This window comes from Sphingobacterium sp. CZ-2, from assembly GCF_004526235.1.
GTDB lineage: Bacteria > Bacteroidota > Bacteroidia > Sphingobacteriales > Sphingobacteriaceae > Sphingobacterium > Sphingobacterium tenebrionis.
In genome coordinates, this window is record NZ_CP038159.1 from 3,059,583 (window position 1) to 3,079,615 (window position 20,033).

The following is a 20,033-nucleotide window of genomic DNA, read 5'->3' on the forward strand; positions in this document are numbered from 1 at the left end:
TAACCTATTTTAAAACAGACTATGAACTTAAGATTTTTAACCACATTACTTTTGATCGGCGGAAGTATTTGCTCCAGCTTCGCACAGAAGGTAGGGAAGATAGATCGTCCGATCGATATGGTAAGTACGCTAGTCGGTACACAATCAACCTATTTCCTATCCAGCGGGAATACCTATCCAGCCGTTGCACTCCCTTGGGGGATGAATTTCTGGAGCCCTCAAACGGGAAAGATGGGCGATGGATGGATGTACACCTATACAGCGGAAAAGATTAGAGGTATCAAACAGACCCATCAACCATCACCTTGGATGAATGATTACGGGCAATTTTCCATTATGGCGATGGTAGGCAACAAAACCTTTGACCAGGATAAGCGAGCCAGCTATTTTTCCCATAAGGCAGAAACCGCTAAACCGCATTATTATTCGGTATACTTAGCCGATTATGATACCAAGGTAGAAGTTACACCTACCGAGAGAGCCTCCTATTTTCGTTTTACTTTTCCTAAAACCAACGAGGCCTATGTTTTAATAGACGCTTTCGACAAAGGATCTTACGTAGAGGTACTTCCTCAGGAACAGAAGATAATAGGCTATACCACCCGAAACAGCGGCGGAGTACCTAAGAATTTCAAAAATTACTATGTACTGGAGTTCGATCGTCCATTTGCCAACCTGGCTACCTTTGCAGATTCAGCGCTTGTTGATGGACGCTTGAAGATCCAAGCCAACCATGTGGGAGCCTTAGTAGGATTCCAAACGGCCAATGCGGGCGAGAAAGTTCATGTAAAAGTAGCTTCCTCTTTTATCAGTCCAGAACAAGCCCTCCTAAACCTGAAAGAATTAGACGGTGTAACGTTCGACGAACAGGTTAAAAAAGGGGAGGATATCTGGAACAAGGAATTGAGTAAGATCGAGGTTGAAGGTGGAAACATCGATCAGATGCGTACCTTCTATTCCAGCCTATACCGTTCCTTGTTGTTCCCAAGAATGTTCTACGAGATCAATGCACAAGGGCAGGTGATGCATTATTCACCATACAACGGTCAGGTCCTTCCGGGCTATATGTTTACCGATACAGGGTTTTGGGATACCTTCCGGTGTTTGTTCCCATTCCTGAACTTGATGTATCCAGAGATCAATGAAAAAATGCAGGAAGGATTGGCAAATGCCTACCGCGAGGGCGGATGGTTGCCGGAGTGGGCTAGCCCTGGCTATAGGAACATCATGGTGGGCAATAATTCGGCTTCTGTAGTGGCTGATGCCTGGATGAAGGGCGTGCGGTCAAAAGATATTGAAGTGCTATACGAAGCGGTAAAAAAAGGCGCCAATAACGCTGGACCTATTACGGCAGTAGGTAGGGCAGGTGCGGAGTATTATAATGAACTCGGCTATGTGCCTTATGATGTAAAGATAAATGAGAACGCCGCAAGAAGTTTGGAATATTCCTATGATGATTTTGCGATCTACCAATTGGCAAAATCATTGGATAAATCCAGTGAGGATCAATCATTCTATAAAAAACGTGCCTACAATTACGAGAAATTATATGATCCAGTTACTGGTTTGATGCGTGGCAAAAACAAGGATGGTTCCTGGTCAACCCCATTCAATCCATTCAAATGGGGGGATGCATTTACCGAAGGAAATAGCTGGCATTACAGCTGGTCGGTATTTCAGGATATCGAAGGATTGGCCAATTTGATGGGTGGACACCAAGCGATGGAAATAAAATTGGATTCCGTATTCTCCTTGCCGCCGGTATTCGACGATAGTTATTATGGTTTTCCGATCCATGAAATCCGCGAAATGCAGATCGCCAATATGGGACAATATGCGCATGGAAACCAGCCGATCCAACATATGATCTATCTATATAATCATGTTGGTGCTCCTTGGAAAGCACAGTATTGGCTGCGTGAAACAATGAACAGAATGTATTCACCTAACCCCGATGGTTACTGTGGCGATGAAGATAATGGGCAGACATCCGCTTGGTATGTATTCTCAGCTATTGGATTCTATCCAGTAACACCTGCGACCGATGAGTATGTCCTTGGATCTCCAATCTTTGACAAGGTAACCCTTAAGTTGAGTAATGGTAAAAAAGTGGTGCTCGAAACCAAGAACAATTCCGATGCGAACCGGTATATCCAACAATTAAAATGGAATGGCAAGAACTACACGAAAAATTACCTAAACCACAGCGAGTTGGTAAAAGGCGCTAACCTGGTTTTTGATATGGGTGCAGAACCCAATAAAAAACGTGGAGTTACGAAAGCAGACCTTCCATTCTCCTTGAGTAAAGACGATAAATAATTAATAATTGCAGCTAAACAATAACGTCTGAAGAGAAATCTTCAGGCGTTTTTTTTTGGCCATAAAAAAACGCTTGGGGTTAGACCAAGCGTTGCTAATTCTTTACATGTATACATCCGAATAACTCGGATCATCATTTTAATTAAAAATCATCATCGTCATCATCCATGTCATCAAACCCGCCAATAGAGTCGATATCATCCAATCCGAAATCATCGTCATCATCATAGATATCATCCGAATCATCATCAGGACCGTTGAAATTCATTACTCTTTCATCAACCGTTAATTCTGTTTCCATTTCTTGCATTGTAGCCATGTTCTTTATTATGATACTTACTTTATTAACGTAAAATTATAGAAGAAAATCCATTTGAAAAATATTTTTTTAAAATTATTTTAACATGAAAAAAAAGGCAAATATGCAAGAATTTATTCAACGATTTCTCCGATGCTATTTTCCTCAGCCACAATATCTTTCAGTTGCGGGAGGTCTTTTACGCTGTTGAGGCCAAAATGATTCATAAATTGTCCACTAGTGGCATATAAGATCGGCTTACCAATACTGTCGGCTTTCCCAGCAATTTGTATCAATCCTTTGTCCAATAAACGTTGGATGGAGTAATCGCAATTCACGCCTCGGATCTGTTCCACCTCTAGTTTTGTAATAGGCTGGCGATAAGCAATAATAGCCAAGGTTTCCAAAGCCGCCTGGCTCAATTTCCTTTTCTCCTTATGCAGCTGCAACTGGTTGATCGCATCGTGGTAGGCCGGTTTGGTCAAAAACTGCAATTGATCATTGATGTTGGCCAATAACAGCGCCTGATCCTCCGATGCATACTTCTCTTTCAGCCTACCGATCATTTCTGCCAATTCGGTCTTGGAAATTTCAATAGCCAAAGCTTCCTGCAAAACCTCCCTTAAATCCTTCTGACTGATGCCTTCTGCCGAAGCGAAAATAATCGCTTCTATATTTAATAGTATATCCTTCAAAACCTAATCAAACTGTGTAACAATTAATAATCGATGACCTGTTCTTCCATTTGGGATGGTATTTCCCTGAATTGATAGGTCTGCGTACGCAACTGCGGCTCGAATCCGGCCTCTATGATCGCATCCTGAATGGATTTGGAGGTGAAGCGGTGTGGTGCACCAGCTGCCGAAACCACGTTTTCCTCGATCATGATGGAACCAAAATCATTCGCACCGGCCTGCAGACAGATTTGGGCGGTCTGTTTTCCGACCGTCAACCAAGAAGCCTGAATGTTCTTCACATTCGGAAGCATGATCCGGCTCAAAGCAATCATGCGGATATATTCATCGGGCGTCACATCATTCGTAATCCCCCTCAGGCGTTTTAATAGGGTTCCATCATCTTGGAATGGCCAAGGAATAAAAGCTATAAAACCGTAATGATCCGCTGGTTTTTCGCTCTGAACCTCACGGATCCAAACCAGATGCTCAAAACGTTCCTCAATGGTTTCTATATGTCCAAACATCATGGTTGCTGATGTCGGTAGGTTGATTTTATGTGCAGCACGCATCACATCCAGCCATTCTTGACCACCACATTTGCCTTTCGAGATCAATCGACGGACACGGTCGTTCAAGATTTCAGCACCGGCTCCCGGTAGAGAATCCAATCCGGATTCTTTGAGGGCGGTGAGTACTTCAATATGGCTCATGCCTTCTAATTTAGCGATATGCGCTATCTCAGGTGGGCCAAGGGAGTGTAACTTTAATGTAGGGTATAGCTCCTTCAATTGCTTGAACAGATTAGCATAGAAGGAAAGACCCAAATCCGGATGATGTCCACCTTGTAACAGCAATTGATCACCACCAAAACGGAAGGTTTCCTCAATCTTTTGCTTATAGGTTTCGATATCCGTGATATAGCTTTCTTCATGGCCTGGACGGCGGAAGAAATTACAGAATTTACAGTTGGCAATACACACATTGGTGGTATTGACATTCCGGTCGATCTGCCAGGTCACCTTGCCATGAGGCACCTGAATTTTGCGAAGCTCATTGGCAACAAACATCAAGTCTGCTGTTGCTGCTTCATGATATAGAAAGATTCCTTCTTCCTTGGTTAAGAAGTCGAAATTCAGCGCACGTTCTAATAAATTATTTACATTCATCACGAACAAAGATACGGAGCTTTTCATGAAATTTAATATATACTTAACACCTTTGCGTTAATTTATTGTTTATATTTAAACAACACTACAAATAAGCTCAAAGGAGGCAAAATGCGCGCAGAAACCATTCACATTGAACGTACTTACCCTATTTCTGCAGAGAAGTTATGGAAAGCATTGACGGACAAACAGACCATGAAAGATTGGTTTTTCGAAATCCCAAACTTCAGCACGGAAGAAGGGGCAGAATTTGAGTTTTACAAAAGCAATACCGGTGGCCAACAGCTACACCAATGCCAGGTCATTGAGACCAAGGCTCCAGAGATTTTTAAGTTCACCTGGCGACATCCAAAACAGAGTGAAGGCACTTCCATTATTACCTGGCGTTTAATCCCTCGTCGCGGCGCAACCACCTTGCACCTGACCCATGAAGGTTTGGAGAATTTTAAAGATGCGGGAGAGAATTTTTCGCAGGATAAGTTCGAATCAGGTTGGGAAAAATTACTGGGCGAATCCCTAAATAAATTTTTAGAAAGAAGATAATTCAATTTATTTGATACATTTACGTTCTATACTGAGGGTCTACTTAACCTTTGGTCTTAAACCTATATCGTATCATCTATGAAGAAAATATTCTCCAGCCTCTATGTTCAGGTCATCCTTGGAATTGTAATCGGTATTCTCTGCGGTATTTTTTACCCTGATTTTGCGGTCAAACTGAAACCTCTTGGTGATGGCTTTATCAAGCTCATCAAAATGGTTATTGCGCCATTGATTTTCAGTTCCATTGTAATCGGGATTGCCGGCATGCAGGATATCAAGAAGGTTGGTAAGATAGGCCTTAGTTCCTTGATCTATTTTGAGGTGATGACCACCATCGCCCTGATCATAGGATTGGTATTTGTCAATTGGATCCAACCAGGAACGGGGATGAACATTGATCCCGCAAGTTTAGACCCTGCCGCAGTATCCTCCTATGTAAAGCAATCAGAGGAACATAAGACCATAATGGACTTTATCATCAGCATTATCCCCCATAATGTTATTGCCGCTGTGGCATCTGATAACCTCTTGCAGGTCCTGGTTTTTGCGGTCTTGTTTGGTATTGGCTTGACTAAGATCGGAGAGAAGAATGCAGAGCCTGTACTGAACGTGCTGCAGTCTTTTCTGAAAGGGATCTTTGCGGTCATCAAAATGATCATGTACCTGGCACCGATCGGAGCCATGGGCGCCATTGGTTTTACGATAGGTAAATATGGGGTAGAGGCCCTTTCTTCCTTAGGTATGTTGATGATCAGTTTTTACCTCACCTGTATTGTCTTTATTGTATTTGTCATCGGTGCGGTATTGTATTTCTATGTCAAGGTGAATGTTTTTCAACTATTGAAGTACATCAAAGAGGAATTATTGATCGTATTAGGTACATCTTCCTCCGAATCGGCACTTCCAGGACTTATGCAGAAATTAGAGGATGCGGGTTGTTCCAAGCCGATAGTAGGTCTGGTAATACCGACGGGTTATTCTTTCAATCTGGATGGTACATGTATCTATCTTACCATGGCGGCCGTATTTATATCCCAAGCGCTAAACATGCATTTAACTTTAGAACAGGAAATTACACTTTTATTGGTGCTTTTGCTCACTTCGAAAGGGGCGGCAGGCGTAACGGGAAGTGGATTTGTCACCTTGGCTGCCACCTTGCCAGTGGTTGGCCATGTTCCTGTGGAAGCGGTAGGATTGATCTTGGGGATTGATCGTTTTATGAGCGAGGCAAGAGCATTAACGAATATCATAGGCAATGCCGCAGCTACGTTGGTGGTTGCCAAATACGAGAAAGGATTGGATGAGGCCATGTTGCATGAAAAATTGGGAGGCGGACAGGTAGAAAATGCATAGTAGGTCAAACATTTTAACAAAAAAATGCTTATTCCATACAGAATAGGCATTTTTTTATGGATTTAAAATCGAATGAACCTTTTTGGTTAATAAAAAATGGATTGTTGCAATCCTATCCTTCCCTAAGGGAAGATATCAGCTGTGATGTATTGGTAGTTGGATCGGGAATTACCGGTAGTCTCATCGCCCATCAATGTATAGCCGATGGTTATGATACGGTGGTCATCGATAAACGGGAAATTGTTAATGGAAGCTCTTCAGCAACCACTTCCATGTTACAATACGAAATCGATGTTCCCCTTTTTGAATTGAAAGGGATGATTGGTGAAGAAGCTGCACAGGAATGTTATAAAGCCTGTGGAGAATCGATCCTAAACCTGCAGGAGATTGCTAAAAAGATAAATTCCAAAGCTGGATTTAAACGAAAGAAATCCTTGTATTATGCCAGCCGAATGGCCGATGTACCAGGATTGAAAAAGGAATTTGAAGCCCGTAAGGAAGCCGGTTTTAAGGTTAAATGGTTGGATGAAGAAGAGATTAACAAACAATATGAAATCTTCCAATGCCATGGAGGAATCCTTTCCGATCTAGGGGGAAGTGTGGATGCCTTTTATCTGGCGCATGAACTATTGCAGTATAATGTGAAGAAAGGCCTACGGGTTTATGATAATAATGAATTAATAAAAGTAACTTCCAAAAGAGGGTTTGAATTGGCGGAGATGGAAACAGGTTGCCATATCAAAGCCAAGAAGATCATCTATTGTGTGGGTTTTGAAAGTGCGACTATGATTCCTGAAAAGTTTGTGGATCTTTTAAGCACCTATGCGATCGTTTCCGAAGTAGACCATACCTTAAATAAAGCCTATAAAGACCTGTTGATTTGGAATACTTCCGATCCCTATCTGTACATGCGGACCACGGATGACGACCGTTTTTTAATTGGGGGAGAGGATGAGGAATTTCATGACCCGATCAAACGGGATGAGGTGATCGAAAAGAAATCGGATAAACTTTACAAGTCGTTTAAGAAGATTTTTGTGGGCAGGGAATTCTATCCGGATTTTCGTTGGGCCGGAACTTTTGGTTCGACCAAAGATGGCCTTCCTTACATTGGGGAGCATCCTAAATTTAAGAATTCCTATTTTGTGCTGGGATTTGGCGGAAACGGGATTACCTTTTCGGTTACCGGAATGGAAATGGTATCGGATTGGATGAAAGGAAAAGAACATCCTTTATCGACCTATTTTGCCTTTGGAAGGTAGTCAAAGAAAAAAAAATCTAAGAACAAGACAAAATCAAAAGAGGTTGACTAATTCTAGCCAACCTCTTTCTCTAAAAAGTTATCTTTTTTTCTTTCTTAAAGCTCATCACTAAAAGTAAAAATAGAAATAACCTTTTCTTTATATACATAACGATGTAAATATCCAGTTATTGTGCAATTGTATATTTTTTTTCAATTAATTTATTTCTGTTAGCTTGAATTGTTCTTTTAATTGCTTCGGAATAGGAAAAGCCATACTAGACCAATCCATTTTAAAACTCAGCGTATTTCCTTTTTTATCCTTTAGTTTCAGCTGGTCTCCAATGAATTCAGCTTCTTGAGCTTCTACACGTGCGAAAGTTTTGTAGCCATCATCTTCTTTGAATGCCAATTCAAAATGATCATCTACTTTGTTTGCTTTCCAATAGGGGGCTTTATTTCCCGAGGACATCATAGGTGAAGCAAAAAAATCGGCATGGGAAAGTCCGATATCATCATTTGGATATTTTGACTGTAGGTAATTGAACAGGATGTCTTCTACCGATCGATCTTTGATGGCGATCGTTTGGAGGACTTTTAGGTTACTATCTAGCACCCTTAAACTATCCTGATCCTTAACAGCAGCGACATCAAAAGATTCATCGTAATAGAAATGCCAAGGTACTAATCCTTCGGTCCTTTTTCTTTCTACAATATTGATTTCCATCTCTTTAACAGGTTCGTTTTTTGGCGTTTTATGAAGATTATAAAGGCTGAAAATACTGTTTGGTTCATTTCCCGAGAACCGGTAATTTTCATCCACCTTGATTTTTGAGACAAGTGGCATACTCCTTTCATTTTTGAAAATATAAAGGTAGGATAGTGTTATTGGACGTTCATATTTTGGTTCAGGGATAATGGTTGGAACTTTGCTTGCCGATGCTTTGCTTTTTCGCTTTTTCACTTCTGGAGTTTTTGGAAAGATGGTTTCCGATCCTATCGCATATAAATAATCCTTATTGAGCATAAAGACCCTTGGCAAATGCTGTTTTCGAATTGCTAAAGGCATTTCTAACTTTTCACCCGTTTTCTGGCTATAGAGATAGAACTTCCCTTTATCTTCAACATTAGCATAATATTGGTTTTCCAGAAATATGCTATTTGCGATAAATTCATCAAAGGTTTTCTGCTCACCGGACTCTAAGTTGACCAATACATTTTTCTTTTCTTTCGTGTCAAAAAGGATCTGGTTTTCCAAGTCTTCACTACTGCGAATGAAATTGCCGGTGATAACCTGTGTCCCTGTTTTATCTGACAGACCATACTGGTCATTGTAACGGTATAAAAAGAATTTTTGCTGTGCAAAAAGCAAACAAGGAAGGAGAAAAACCAAGGTTAATGATCTTTTAAGCATGTTTTGAAAATCTGTTGTTTGTATGATAGATACAATATAACAACAAAAGAGGTTGATTCACATCAACCTCTTTCTAAAAAAATTACTTTACTCTTTGCATTATGGCCCATTGCCATAATAAAACATTAAAATAATCCTTCTTTTAATACTATAACGTTGGCTGTATGAATTTATTATCTGAACGCTTCTTTTTTTTGCGAAGACATGAAAAGATAATTAGGTGAATGTCATATAATTTTTAATTGATTAAACCGTTTGAGAATATGTATGTCATAGAGGAAAATGGATAAAGAAAAAATGAAAAAAAACTATTTTGGTAAGGCGTTATTATTGTTCAATACTTTCAAGAACAGAAAGTTGACCAACGAGGAAATTGATCTTGCTGAAGATAAAGCGCAACATTTACAAGGACGAACCAATGAGTTCAAATTGTTGATAGCTATGGTCAAGGATACGTTCGCTGGCCGATATAAAATGAATAAATGGAACTTATCGGTCATCGTTGCCACCATTATTTACGTGGTATCGCCATTGGATGCTGTTCCAGATCTTATACCGATTTTAGGTTGGTTGGATGATGCATCGATCGTCGGATTTGCCATTTCAAAATTGGCTGATGAGATCGATCGTTACAGAAAATTTAAGAAATCCAATGCAATAGGTATAGAAATTGCTGAATAGAGATTATGTTTTACATGTGAAAGCCGGTTCAATAGAAATATTGGCCGGTTTTCTTGTTTTTATTTAAGTTTGTGCGGTTATTTGTAAGCATGAACCTAAATTCATGAACATGTTTAAACCTACATATTGTCTTGTTTTCACCATAGGATTTCTTGTTTTTTGTTTAAAAACCAGTTTTGCACAAGAAAAAAATTTGGCCGATCAAATAACACAGATCTTTACTTCAGCCTATCCAAGTGGAACTAATCCTGGAGCTGTTGTTTCCATAAATTTTAAGGGTTTTCAGTTTATTAAATCCTCCGGTGTCTCTCATCTAGAGACTCCCAACCGAATAGATGCTAAAACCAATTTTAGAATGGCATCTGTGAGCAAGCAATTTACAGCTAAAGCTATCCATGAATTAATAAAGGCTGATAAATTAACCTTGGATACCCAAATTTCCACTTTCTTTCCAAACTTAATGGGAAAAGTCGGCGAAATAAAAGTTCAGCATCTATTGAACCACAGTTCCGGGATCGCGGATTATGAAAGCCTCATGGGCGATCAGATTAAACAACCGTTAAGTGATGCAGATGTCCTTCGCATTATCGAGCCTTCAGAAACCTTATTTTTTGAACCGGGAAGCAGGTTTAGATATAGCAATACAGCTTATTGTTTGCTCGCGTTAATTGTTGAACAACTAACTGGAGAAAGTTACGCCAATACCATGAAAACCATGTTTTTTGATCCTTTCAGCATGAAAAATTCCCTCCTGTATGATGTGAATCGAAAAATCCCCAATAGGGCATATGGTTATCATCCACAAAAAGACAGGTTTATTTTTGCGGATCAAAGTTTAACGAGTTCTACTTTAGGAGATGGTGGGGTATACACTTCAGCAAGCGATTATCAGAAATGGTTGAAAAATCTTACAAAAGAAATGAAAGGTTTAAACGTGGAAGAGGACTATCTCAATAGGTTGAACAGTATGCCCGTTAAAGGACCAATAACGTATTCCTATGGCTGGTTCCGAGGCTTGGATTCAACTAATGAACCGATATGGTTTCATTCAGGAGAAAGTACCGGATTTCATAACATCGTGCTATTCTATCCAAAGACAGGCGAACATGTGCTATTATTCAGCAATAGGGATGATCTTTTGATCGCTGAGGTATTTGATAAGATCATGAAAACTTTAGGTATAGCTGTTCAAGGTATTGATAATCAACCGTTATTTACCTGGTTGAGTAATGTATATGCTAATCAAATTCCTTAACATCTTTGATCTTAAAACTATTTTCTTCCTTGGCCAATACAATTTCACGATGGTAATCGGTCTGGTAATCACAATCGGATATGACTGATTTTAAGGTAATGCTTTCCGCATCCTCATGTAATACATCACAAGTGGATAGGGTAATGCTGCCATAATCTTGACCCGATATTAAAAAACCTACACCAATTCCTGCCAATTTGGTATCATAGTCTTTCGAATATTTCGCATGGAATTCCGATTCGGTTAAACTACCATCCAGGTCCAAATCAACATTAGTCGCATCCATTTTATACTCATAATAAGCTGGTGTACATAAATTGGCCATGGCATTCATGTCGCCCTTTTTAAAAAATCCTTCTACATTTTCTTTCAACCATACACAGGCAGAAGCATTATCGATGGCCTTTGCCGTACTATCATTGACTGCTACAACGGAATCCTTCAAAGAATTTTCAGTGTTATTTTTGGCATTCTGACAGGCGGAAAGTCCAATGATCATCAGGGCGTAAAGGATCTTTTTCATGTTGGTAAGATTAATTTAACATTAAACGCAGATGCTGCCCGAATGTTTTACCATAATAAAACTCCTCCTAAACTATTATGGGTTAGGAGGAGTTTTGATTGGCGATGTTATTGTTTTTCTAAGATTTCTTTCAGGTTGGAAAGTCCAGCATCAAAATCCTTGTTCATATCAAAAAATAAAGACATGATATTGAAGGGGTAGGGCATTTTCCCATCAATTTCCCAAATGACTTTCGTGCTTGTGGAATCGATTGGCGTGGTAGACATAAATGATTTATTGGCATCTCCGGTACCATTAAAGAATAAATCCATATCGATGCGTTTTCCTTCATCTAATTTGGTCAGTACCTGTTTCCCATCACCTACTTTTTTACTTTTCCAGGTATAGGTAAAACCTACGGTTCCATCTTCACCCTCATAATGTCTTTCGATATTGGGGTCCTGTCTTGACCAATTATCATAATTACCCTGATTCCGCATCAATTTCACATAATCATAAACCTCTTGGTTAGGTTTTTTGATGACAATCTCACTTCCTGCATGGAAATCCTTCGGAAGAATGGCAGCCACAATAAGTACGATGACCACTAGGCCGAGTACAATAAATAATAGATACTTTAAAAATTTCATGTTGTTTTGGATTGGTTTTATGAATTGAATTAATTATTCGTTTGCTAATTGCAACATTTTATTTATGGTATTTAAGTTTCTACCCGTCGCATTCACTTTTAATTTTTTTTCGAAGAAATTATTATTTAGTTTACTGTTTGACATACCATTTGGTAAGTAAAAGTAAAGGAGATCTTCATTTAAATGGTATTCTTCAGGGCTAATGTCCAAAGCTTCCAATGCATCGATATTTTCTTTTTTGGGCGTATCATCCAAGAAGGTAAAAAACAATTTATTGCCTTCCATTTCTCTTTTAATAGGATTGTTGGCAAGTGCTTTTTTAACCTGATCTATGGTTAATACAAAACAAGATATTTCGAGTTGAAAATGCTTCTTTAAAAGTTGGTTGAAATTAGTTTTTAACTCTTTCGCCGAAAGATTACTCTTCAGAAAAACATTACCACTTTGGATATAGGTCTTTACATCCTGATATCCTTCCTTTACGAGCAAAGCCTTTAAATCTGCCATTTTGATCAGGTTTTTTCCGGAAACATTTACTGCTCTTAGAAATATGATAAATGAATTCATGGGCTAATAATAAGGAATTTTTAGGGACAGATTTATCAAACTTTAAATTAAAGATAATGATTTAAACCTAATGCCGTATATATTAAGCGTTTATCAAATTATCGATTTCAATTTTTTTCATACCCATCAATGCTCGGTTAGCTTGGGGATTTTTGGCTAAGATCTCGGAAATCTGTTTTGGAACGACCTGCCAGCTCAGACCAAATTGGTCTTTACACCAACCACATTGACTTTCCTGTCCCTTTTCCGTGATCTTATTCCAATAATAGTCTATCTCTTCTTGGTCTTTACAGGGGATAGTTAATGAAACCCCCTCGGTAAAACTAAAATCTTGAGGATGTCCAGAGTCCATTGCAGCCAGCGTATACCCATTTGCTTTAAACTGTGCGTGCATCACCTGACCTTTGAATTCCCCTTCAGGATATTCCAAAACACCCTGCGATTCAAAATCAGGGAACAATTCTCCATAAAATGCCAATGCTTCCTTGCATCTTCCCTGTTGTTTTTCACAGAACATGAGGGTAGGTATGATTTTCTGTTGGTTTACATCGGCTAGTTTGCCCAGATAAAGCTGCCAGCTTACGCCATATTGGTCTTCTACCCAAGCATATAGTTCGCTGAAGGGATAGCTGTCCAAAGGCATCATTATTTTTCCTTTTTGGCTCAATTTTTCCCATACTGCTATTAATTCCTCTTTAGTCTCAAAAACATGCATAAAGGAAATAGAGGAATTTGGTTTGAACATAGGACCGCCATTGATTCCTATAAACTTTAATCCACGAATAGATCCTTCAACCACAATGTCATCCGCTTTTTCGATTGCTGTTTCTGGGAAAGTTTGGCTGTAAAATTCGAATGCCTCTTTGGCGTTATGATCAAACCAAATGGCAGGGATAATGTTGTTTTTCATGATGTTTTCCTTTCTTTTTTGTTGGAGTTGGGCCAAGAGAATAATTTCGTAGAGCATCGCTTAGGGATTTTTGAGGTCATTTTCCATGACCATTAGTCGAAGACCTGCATAATCTGTTACATGCAATATTTTAGGGGCAGCAACATTTTTCTCCAGATGACTTTCGATTTTATTGGCTTGAAAATATCCCAAGGCTTGGTTTAGGTCATTGGTTTCAAGCAATAATTTTATAGATGATTCTTTGATATCAGGGGAGGAGCATATTTCCAAATGAAGGTTGCCGTTCAGAAATATGGTCTTTTTACTATTAATGTCCATGAAATCTCCATCAATTTCATCAAACAATAGGAGGTCCCTATAAAAATGCAATACATTTTCATATTGTTCCATAGGAACCTCCATCAAGATTTTATTAATCGTTTTAAATGTTAGATTCTTCATGTAAGTAATGAAGCAGGGGGATATTATCCCATTTTTTTGTTTCCTTCGAAATGAACCATCCAGGAGATGCCAAATTTATCTTGGAAAGAAGAATATAATTCCGCGAAAAATGTTTCTGCCAGATCCATTTCTATGTTTTGCGCATCTTTGGCCAATGCCGTATGTAACGCTTTAGCCTCTTCAGCACTTTCAGCATCCAGCATGATGTAAGTGGAATTGCCAAAGGTTGCTTTTGGACTAAAAGCTTCATAGGTATCCGACCCCATGATCATGGTGCTATCATTGATCTTGATGGCAGTATGCATGATCAGATCCTTGGCATCATCTGGTAATGCGGGCATATTTGGGTCTGCAGGCATATCGCCATAGCGGTAGGTTCCTACTGATTCTGTTTTGAATACTTGCTGATAGAAATCGAAAGCCTCTTTACAATTTCCATTAAAATTTAAATAAGCATGAATCTTTGCCATAATGTTTTTTTTATGTGGTTTCTAAATGTTTAATCAAAGATAGGAGGGGTTTTGACAACCCTTTGTCAACAGGGTTTTTAAAAGCCTTCTTTTAGTAAGGCATCGAGATTGGACTGCCCCATTTCATAGCCTTCTTTAAAACCCATTTCTAAAAGCTGATTCATTGCATCCTCATTTTCAAACGTGCATATATTGGTTACCAAGGTTCCATTATCCTTTTCTTCAAAGGAGGTATTCCAATTCGATTGGGGAAAGGAGGTATTGATGTGTCCTTGCTCATCCGTAAAGGCATCCGTTCCTGAGAAGGATTCTTGGGGGTTGATGGTATTGTATTTAAAGATGGACCAATGGGTTTCGTTTTCTGGACCTTTCATGGCATATAGCCAGGTTCCTCCAGGAACAAAGTCTTGGTACTTCGTTTCGCATTTCCATGGTTTCGGCGCCCACCATAAATCTAGTATTTCAGCATCTGTATATGCTCGCCAGACTTGTGCTAAGCTTCCGTTGTAACTGCGCTTGATGGTCAATTGATTTCCTTGAATATCAAATTGATAGAAATGTTGATCTTCCATGGTATATGATTTTTTGTTAGTACTAAGTTACGGGGCTTAAAACAAAAAGAACTTGCCATACGACAAGTTCTTTTTTTATTTTCTGGATTTCATTGCTGGTATTTTTTTGATTCTATCGTCCTCCATCAACCTTTTGTATTCATCCGTATTTGGATCTAATAATTTAATCTTACCTTCAGCATTGTGGTATATAGCCCAACCATAGGTTTTTGCCAATGGAGAGGTTCGAAGACAGGCTTGTCCTTTGGAATAAAAATTTGTTCGTTCGGTTTCCAATTCCTGCTCGATAAAATCTTTTCGGATGGCATGGACGTTAAATATAAGGTCATCGGAGGTCATATCCCCCGAGTTTTCCATCAGCATATCATATTGCAGATTAGCCACGGTTAATTTCCCTTCTTTTGCCGGAGGAGCAATTGCTTCTTTTGTCTTGCAATCTTCCGCTACGGTGATCAGGGTATTGTAGTAGTTCGTGCTGTGCTGTTTCATTTTTTGGAATTTAGGAATCTGGATATGTTTGTTTAGTAAATTTAACAGATTCCTCCATCAAATGTTTTAAGGCATCTATATGTAGATCACTTAATTTTTTCACATAGATACAGGCTTTTCCCATCTTATATTTTCCCAGTCCATCCAATAAATGCGCTTGTTCCTCACTTCCCGAATATACATAAAGGGAAATAGCCGCTTTTCGCGGAGAGAAGCCCAATAGTGGGGCATCACCTTCATGGCCTGAGGCATATTTATAATGGTAATTTCCAAAACCGATGATGGATGGGCCGAACATTCTTGCTTTTTCTCCTGTGGTTTCTTCCATCAATCGAATCAGTTCATAGCTGTCTTCCCTTTTCTGTTGGTTATCGACCTGCTCAATGAAAGCGATGACATCCTCATCGGTATAATGCGTTTTTAGTTTTGCCATTTGACTTCGCCTAATTACTGCATATTGCCGATTCCGAATACCGCGCCTGCCGGGTCTTCAATAATGACATAATTGTAGGTACCATCTGGTTTTTTGCTTTCATGGATCAATTTTGCACCCAAATCCAAAGCAGTTTTCAACCGTTCCTCCACATCCTCTGCATAAATGTACATGATCCATTGGGGTGGGAGGTTATTGTTCTTTCCGCGCTTATGACAGATTCCGCCGGCCGCATTTTCTGAATCAACCAACATGGCATAGTCGTTATACTCGCCGTCATCATCACGCATGGCCACCGGAAATTCCTGCCATCCGGCTACCTCCTTATAAAATTCCTTTAAGGAATCTGCTTTGTTTGTTGTAAGGTCTGCCCATACAATCTGTCCTAATTTAAATTTGGGTGCTTCCATATTCTCTATTTATTTTCGACATAATCCTTGAAGCTGTTCAGGATAGCCTGCCAGCCTTCTCGCTGCATGTCCACCGGATTTGTTCCCTCTGCATCGAATAAAACATCCACAAGAGTTTGGCCGTTTGATTCCGAAAACCTAACATCAGCCGTCCGCTCATCCCCCAAAACATAGGAAAGGGAATTATATGGTGTTACCTCTGTATAAGTGCCTTCAAAATCAAATTCAAAACTTCCGTCTTTCGCGGCCATTTTGTTCTTGAACTTTCCGCCAACTCGTAGATCGTTTTCCGAAGAAGGACAATGCCAATCTGGAGATGCTTGATTCCAATTTACGATATCTTCCGGATTATTATACGCTTCCCAAACTTTTTTTAATGGTGCATTGATTGCGGATTGTACTTTTACTTTTTGAGTTTCCATGTTGTTTCTAAATTGATTAACCGAAATTATTCATTATTATTTCAAGTTCACTTGCCTTAAGGCAAGAATTTTTATTGGTATATTCGTTTTTAGAATCAACACAAAACTTATGAAAGACAAACTAACAGCCCGAGCAGCCTTGCAAATTCAAAGACCGGTAGAAGATGTATTCGATGCCATCATCAAGGCCGATAAGATGAGCAAATATTTCATAGAGAGTTCCACCGGAAATCTGGATTCCGACGTGACGGTAGAATGGAAATTCCCTGAATTTGACGATGTTTTTCCAGTAACTGGGAAATTGATCAAATCCAATGAATACATTTCTTTCGATTGGAGTGGCGGAGCAGAAGGAATGCTTGTGGAGATATTTTTGGAAGAGTTGAGCGATGATTCCACTGTAGTCCGTGTAAAGGAAAGTTTTATGGAGAAGGATGATGATGGAATCAAACAGGCCATAGGACAGACAGAAGGTTGGGCAAATTTCTTGGCCTGCATGAAGGCAAGTTTAGAATATGGGATCAATTTGCGCAATGGTGCCTTTGATTTTATGAAAACTAATGAGCAGTAAAATGGCGACAGCAACATTCTCTACCATCGATGAATACATTGCTACCTTTGACGGTGAACAGCAATCCATCTTGAAACATATTCGGCAAATCATTAAAAACGTCGCACCAAAAGAAGCCAAGGAAACCATTAATTATGGAATGCCGACTTTTCGATACAATGGAAATCTGATCCATTTTGCGATGTTCAAACAACACTTGGGATTATATCCAGGTACAGCTGCCATTTCCCATTTTGCGGATGATTTGAAAGGCTTTAAAACTTCAAAGGGAGCCATTCAGATTCCTTTGGGAAAAGAGCTACCAAAGTCGTTAATTGAAAAGATGGTACAATACAATGTAGACCAATTGAAAGATAAGGAAGGACCTAAATGGGATACCCATCGAACGCGCTGGACGGAATGTGAAGAATTAATGACGCGATTGATCGAACAAACTAAGACTCCATTGGTTAAAACATTTAAATGGGGAACGGATGTGTATACTTTTCAGGGGAAAAATGTAATTGCCTGGGGTGGCTTTAAAGATTTTTTCTCTTTATGGTTCTATAATGGTGTTTTTTTGGCCGATAAGAAGAAGGTTTTGGTAACTGCCTCTGAAGGGAAGACCAAATCTTTGCGGCAATGGCGATTTACGGATGTCAAGGATATGGATGAAAAAATGATCCTGGATTATATCGAGGAATCTGTGCAGACTATTAGGGATGGTAAAGAGATTAAGCCAGAGAAAAGTCCTGTTCGGGAATTAACAGGTCTACTAAAAGAAGAAATGGAAAAAGATAGTGCATTTAATAATGCCTTCGAAAAGTTAACGCCTGGGAAGAAGAAAGAATATATGGAACATATTGATGAGGCGAAGCAGGAGAAAACAAAAATAAGTCGACTAGAAAAAATCAAACCTTTGGTTCTCGCAGGCAAAGGTTTACATGATAAATACAAAAGCTAATGGATAATGCAGTTAAGGTTGGATTTATAGGTTTGGGCAATATGGGTCATCCTATGGCCAAAAACCTGGAGAAAGCAGGAGTGGACCTCTATGTATACAACCGAACCTTAGAAAAGGCAAAAGATTTTGAGGAACATAGTACAGTTTGTGAAGATATTTCTGACCTGGTCAAACAAACTGATATCATATTTACGATGTTAACCAATGATGATGCGGTACATGCTGTTTATGAAAATATATTACGTGGTACCGTCGAAGGAAAATTATTTGTAGACATGAGTACGATATCCGAAGAAGCTTCTACGGCTATTGCATCTACACTTTTGGCGAAAGGAGGATCTTTTATCGATGCTCCAGTAGCAGGAAGTACACTGCCCGCCAAGGAAGGAACGTTGATATTCATGATAGGTGGAACGCAAGAGGACAAAGAAAGGATTAATCCTTACCTGAGTCTTATGGGAAAGGAAGTTAAGGATTTGGGTTTTAATGGGGCAGGAATTGCGGCTAAGCTTTGTATCAACTATTACCTGTCTATTTTATACCAAGGCATGGCAGAGACCGTTCTATTGGCAGAGAAGTTGGGGATTTCCCGTACGGATATGATGGATATCATCAACCAGAGTGCTAGTGGGAGCGGGGCAACTAAAGTGAAGACAAAATCGATCATTGATGATTCTTTTCCAGCGGCATTTTCCCTGGATCTGATGTTAAAGGATGTCAAATTAGCCATAGCAGCAGGTGCTGATCTTCCATTTACGAAGGTTTTGAAAGATACCTATCAATCAGCACATGATGAGGGCTATGGGGAGCAGGATGTGATGTCTGTTTTGACTTATATAAAAAAGAAAGTAAATGTTAATTAAAAAGATATACTTATGAAAGTTTTGGGTTCTATTATTCTATTCAGTTTGATCTTTGGATCGATGGCGAAAGGCCAAGGCCTTAAAGAGGTTATTTATCAGGAAAAAGATCAAAAATTATCGGGTCTGATTTCGAGCAATGCCGGAAAATCCTTACCTGCGGTCTTAATATTACCGGCGTGGAAAGGAATTGATCAAGAAGCGAAAGATGCAGCACTTGACCTGGAAAAGGAAGGCTACTTGGTATTGATCGCTGATATCTATGGGGTAGGCAATACGCCGAAGGACAATGCGGAGGCTGGTAAACAATCCACAATCTTTAAAAGGGATTTTGCGACCTATCAGAAGCGTATACAGGCGGGCATGGATGAACTGAAAAAGCAAGGCGCGACTAAAATAGCGGTAATAGGCTATTGTTTTGGCGGTTCAGGTGCTCTGGAAGCTGCTCGAGGAGGATTGAACGTGGAAGGTGCGGTGAGTATTCATGGAGGGCTAGCAAAAGATCCAAGTCGGGAGATGCAGCCAGTGAAGACCAAGGTTTTGGTTTTGCATCCAGCGGATGATGCATCCGTTTCGAAAGCCGATTATGATGGTTTTGTGAAAGAAATGGATGATGCTAAGGCAGATTGGCAAATCATAACCTATGCGAATTCCAAACATACCTTTACTAATCCAGAATCGCCAGATTACAATGAGATCATGGCGAAAAGAGCCTGGAAACATACGAAAATGTTCTTGGACGAAGTTTTAAAATAAGGTTTTAATTGAACGTATAAGAAGAAGGCTATTTAATAATAGCCTTTTTTTCTTTTATTCTTTTTTCGGGGAGATATGCAAATATATAATA

Annotated in this window: 25 protein-coding genes; 10 read left to right on the forward strand and 15 right to left on the reverse strand. The window is 39.5% G+C overall.

Annotation, left to right across the window (positions count from 1 at the left end; all coding sequences use genetic code 11):
- Positions 1-21: 21 nt before the first annotated feature.
- Complete coding sequence (locus tag E3D81_RS13440; protein ID WP_134777772.1) at positions 22-2,319, forward strand: GH92 family glycosyl hydrolase; 2,298 nt, start codon at positions 22-24, stop codon at positions 2,317-2,319.
- Between the two features lie 142 nt (positions 2,320-2,461).
- Here the strand turns inward: E3D81_RS13440 and E3D81_RS17245 are convergent, their stop codons facing one another.
- From E3D81_RS17245 to E3D81_RS13450, 3 genes are all read right to left on the reverse strand, one after another.
- On the reverse strand, positions 2,462-2,638 hold the full coding sequence (locus E3D81_RS17245; protein ID WP_167554305.1) for a hypothetical protein: 177 nt from the start codon (positions 2,636-2,638) through the stop codon (positions 2,462-2,464).
- A gap of 113 nt (positions 2,639-2,751) precedes the next feature.
- Positions 2,752-3,312, reverse strand: a complete 561-nt coding sequence (scpB, locus tag E3D81_RS13445) for an SMC-Scp complex subunit ScpB (protein WP_134777773.1) — start codon at positions 3,310-3,312, stop codon at positions 2,752-2,754.
- A 23-nt stretch (positions 3,313-3,335) separates the two neighbouring features.
- Positions 3,336-4,460, reverse strand: coding sequence for a CofH family radical SAM protein (locus E3D81_RS13450; protein WP_099367651.1), 1,125 nt, complete (start codon positions 4,458-4,460; stop codon positions 3,336-3,338).
- 111 nt (positions 4,461-4,571) lie between these two features.
- Between E3D81_RS13450 and E3D81_RS13455 the strand changes: the two genes are divergently transcribed.
- The 3 genes from E3D81_RS13455 (at position 4,572) to E3D81_RS13465 (ending at position 7,618) form a co-directional block, all read left to right on the forward strand.
- Positions 4,572-5,003, forward strand: a complete 432-nt coding sequence (locus E3D81_RS13455) for an SRPBCC domain-containing protein (protein ID WP_099367646.1) — start codon at positions 4,572-4,574, stop codon at positions 5,001-5,003.
- A gap of 78 nt (positions 5,004-5,081) precedes the next feature.
- Positions 5,082-6,356: a C4-dicarboxylate transporter DctA gene (dctA, locus tag E3D81_RS13460; protein ID WP_099367645.1), complete on the forward strand. Its 1,275-nt coding sequence runs from the start codon at positions 5,082-5,084 to the stop codon at positions 6,354-6,356.
- A gap of 56 nt (positions 6,357-6,412) precedes the next feature.
- Positions 6,413-7,618 carry an NAD(P)/FAD-dependent oxidoreductase gene (locus tag E3D81_RS13465; protein WP_134777774.1) on the forward strand — a complete coding sequence of 402 codons (1,206 nt, stop codon included), beginning with the start codon at positions 6,413-6,415 and terminating at the stop codon, positions 7,616-7,618.
- Positions 7,619-7,813: 195 nt separating this feature from the next.
- On the opposite strand, the gene E3D81_RS13470 is transcribed toward E3D81_RS13465, so the two are convergent.
- Positions 7,814-9,010, reverse strand: coding sequence for a hypothetical protein (locus E3D81_RS13470; RefSeq protein ID WP_134777775.1), 1,197 nt, complete (start codon positions 9,008-9,010; stop codon positions 7,814-7,816).
- Positions 9,011-9,307: 297 nt separating this feature from the next.
- On the opposite strand from E3D81_RS13470, the gene E3D81_RS13475 reads away from it, so the two are divergent.
- Positions 9,308-9,691, forward strand: coding sequence for a YkvA family protein (locus E3D81_RS13475; RefSeq protein WP_167554306.1), 384 nt, complete (start codon positions 9,308-9,310; stop codon positions 9,689-9,691).
- A 193-nt stretch (positions 9,692-9,884) separates the two neighbouring features.
- On the forward strand, positions 9,885-10,946 hold the full coding sequence (locus E3D81_RS13480) for a serine hydrolase domain-containing protein (protein ID WP_167554307.1): 1,062 nt from the start codon (positions 9,885-9,887) through the stop codon (positions 10,944-10,946).
- Here the strand turns inward: E3D81_RS13480 and E3D81_RS13485 are convergent.
- The 11 genes from E3D81_RS13485 to E3D81_RS13535 form a co-directional block, all read right to left on the reverse strand.
- Positions 10,930-11,469, reverse strand: coding sequence for a hypothetical protein (locus tag E3D81_RS13485; protein WP_134777777.1), 540 nt, complete (start codon positions 11,467-11,469; stop codon positions 10,930-10,932). The two genes, E3D81_RS13480 and E3D81_RS13485, sit on opposite strands and share 17 nt — an antisense overlap.
- Positions 11,470-11,576: 107 nt before the next feature.
- Positions 11,577-12,098: an SRPBCC family protein gene (locus E3D81_RS13490; protein ID WP_134777778.1), complete on the reverse strand. Its 522-nt coding sequence runs from the start codon at positions 12,096-12,098 to the stop codon at positions 11,577-11,579.
- A 33-nt stretch (positions 12,099-12,131) separates the two neighbouring features.
- Positions 12,132-12,665: a DUF1697 domain-containing protein gene (locus tag E3D81_RS13495; RefSeq protein WP_134777779.1), complete on the reverse strand. Its 534-nt coding sequence runs from the start codon at positions 12,663-12,665 to the stop codon at positions 12,132-12,134.
- A gap of 82 nt (positions 12,666-12,747) precedes the next feature.
- Positions 12,748-13,632, reverse strand: a complete 885-nt coding sequence (locus E3D81_RS13500) for a VOC family protein (protein ID WP_134777780.1) — start codon at positions 13,630-13,632, stop codon at positions 12,748-12,750.
- A gap of 3 nt (positions 13,633-13,635) precedes the next feature.
- Positions 13,636-14,016, reverse strand: a complete 381-nt coding sequence (locus E3D81_RS13505) for a hypothetical protein (protein WP_134777781.1) — start codon at positions 14,014-14,016, stop codon at positions 13,636-13,638.
- 23 nt (positions 14,017-14,039) lie between these two features.
- Positions 14,040-14,486 (reverse strand): VOC family protein, encoded by a 447-nt coding sequence (locus E3D81_RS13510; RefSeq protein WP_134777782.1) that lies wholly within the window; start codon positions 14,484-14,486, stop codon positions 14,040-14,042.
- Between the two features lie 77 nt (positions 14,487-14,563).
- Positions 14,564-15,058, reverse strand: coding sequence for an SRPBCC domain-containing protein (locus E3D81_RS13515; protein WP_134777783.1), 495 nt, complete (start codon positions 15,056-15,058; stop codon positions 14,564-14,566).
- 75 nt (positions 15,059-15,133) lie between these two features.
- On the reverse strand, positions 15,134-15,547 hold the full coding sequence (locus E3D81_RS13520) for a DUF6157 family protein (protein ID WP_134777784.1): 414 nt from the start codon (positions 15,545-15,547) through the stop codon (positions 15,134-15,136).
- A 10-nt stretch (positions 15,548-15,557) separates the two neighbouring features.
- On the reverse strand, positions 15,558-15,980 hold the full coding sequence (locus E3D81_RS13525) for a DUF1801 domain-containing protein (RefSeq protein WP_134777785.1): 423 nt from the start codon (positions 15,978-15,980) through the stop codon (positions 15,558-15,560).
- A gap of 14 nt (positions 15,981-15,994) precedes the next feature.
- A complete protein-coding gene (locus tag E3D81_RS13530; protein ID WP_134777786.1) occupies positions 15,995-16,390 on the reverse strand; it encodes a VOC family protein in 396 nt (131 codons plus the stop codon).
- Between the two features lie 5 nt (positions 16,391-16,395).
- Complete coding sequence (locus E3D81_RS13535) at positions 16,396-16,812, reverse strand: SRPBCC family protein (protein ID WP_134777787.1); 417 nt, start codon at positions 16,810-16,812, stop codon at positions 16,396-16,398.
- A gap of 109 nt (positions 16,813-16,921) precedes the next feature.
- Here E3D81_RS13535 and E3D81_RS13540 point away from each other — a divergent pair, with 109 nt between their 5' ends.
- The 4 genes from E3D81_RS13540 to E3D81_RS13560 are packed head-to-tail and all read left to right on the forward strand — an operon-like array spanning position 16,922 to position 19,942.
- On the forward strand, positions 16,922-17,383 hold the full coding sequence (locus E3D81_RS13540) for an SRPBCC domain-containing protein (protein WP_134777788.1): 462 nt from the start codon (positions 16,922-16,924) through the stop codon (positions 17,381-17,383).
- Between the two features lies 1 nt (position 17,384).
- On the forward strand, positions 17,385-18,326 hold the full coding sequence (locus E3D81_RS17410; RefSeq protein WP_209023068.1) for a DUF1801 domain-containing protein: 942 nt from the start codon (positions 17,385-17,387) through the stop codon (positions 18,324-18,326).
- Positions 18,326-19,189, forward strand: a complete 864-nt coding sequence (locus E3D81_RS13555) for an NAD(P)-dependent oxidoreductase (protein WP_134777789.1) — start codon at positions 18,326-18,328, stop codon at positions 19,187-19,189. The genes E3D81_RS17410 and E3D81_RS13555 overlap by 1 nt, the downstream gene beginning before the upstream one ends.
- Before the next feature lie 12 nt (positions 19,190-19,201).
- On the forward strand, positions 19,202-19,942 hold the full coding sequence (locus E3D81_RS13560) for a dienelactone hydrolase family protein (RefSeq protein WP_134777790.1): 741 nt from the start codon (positions 19,202-19,204) through the stop codon (positions 19,940-19,942).
- The last annotated feature ends 91 nt before the right edge of the window (positions 19,943-20,033 follow it).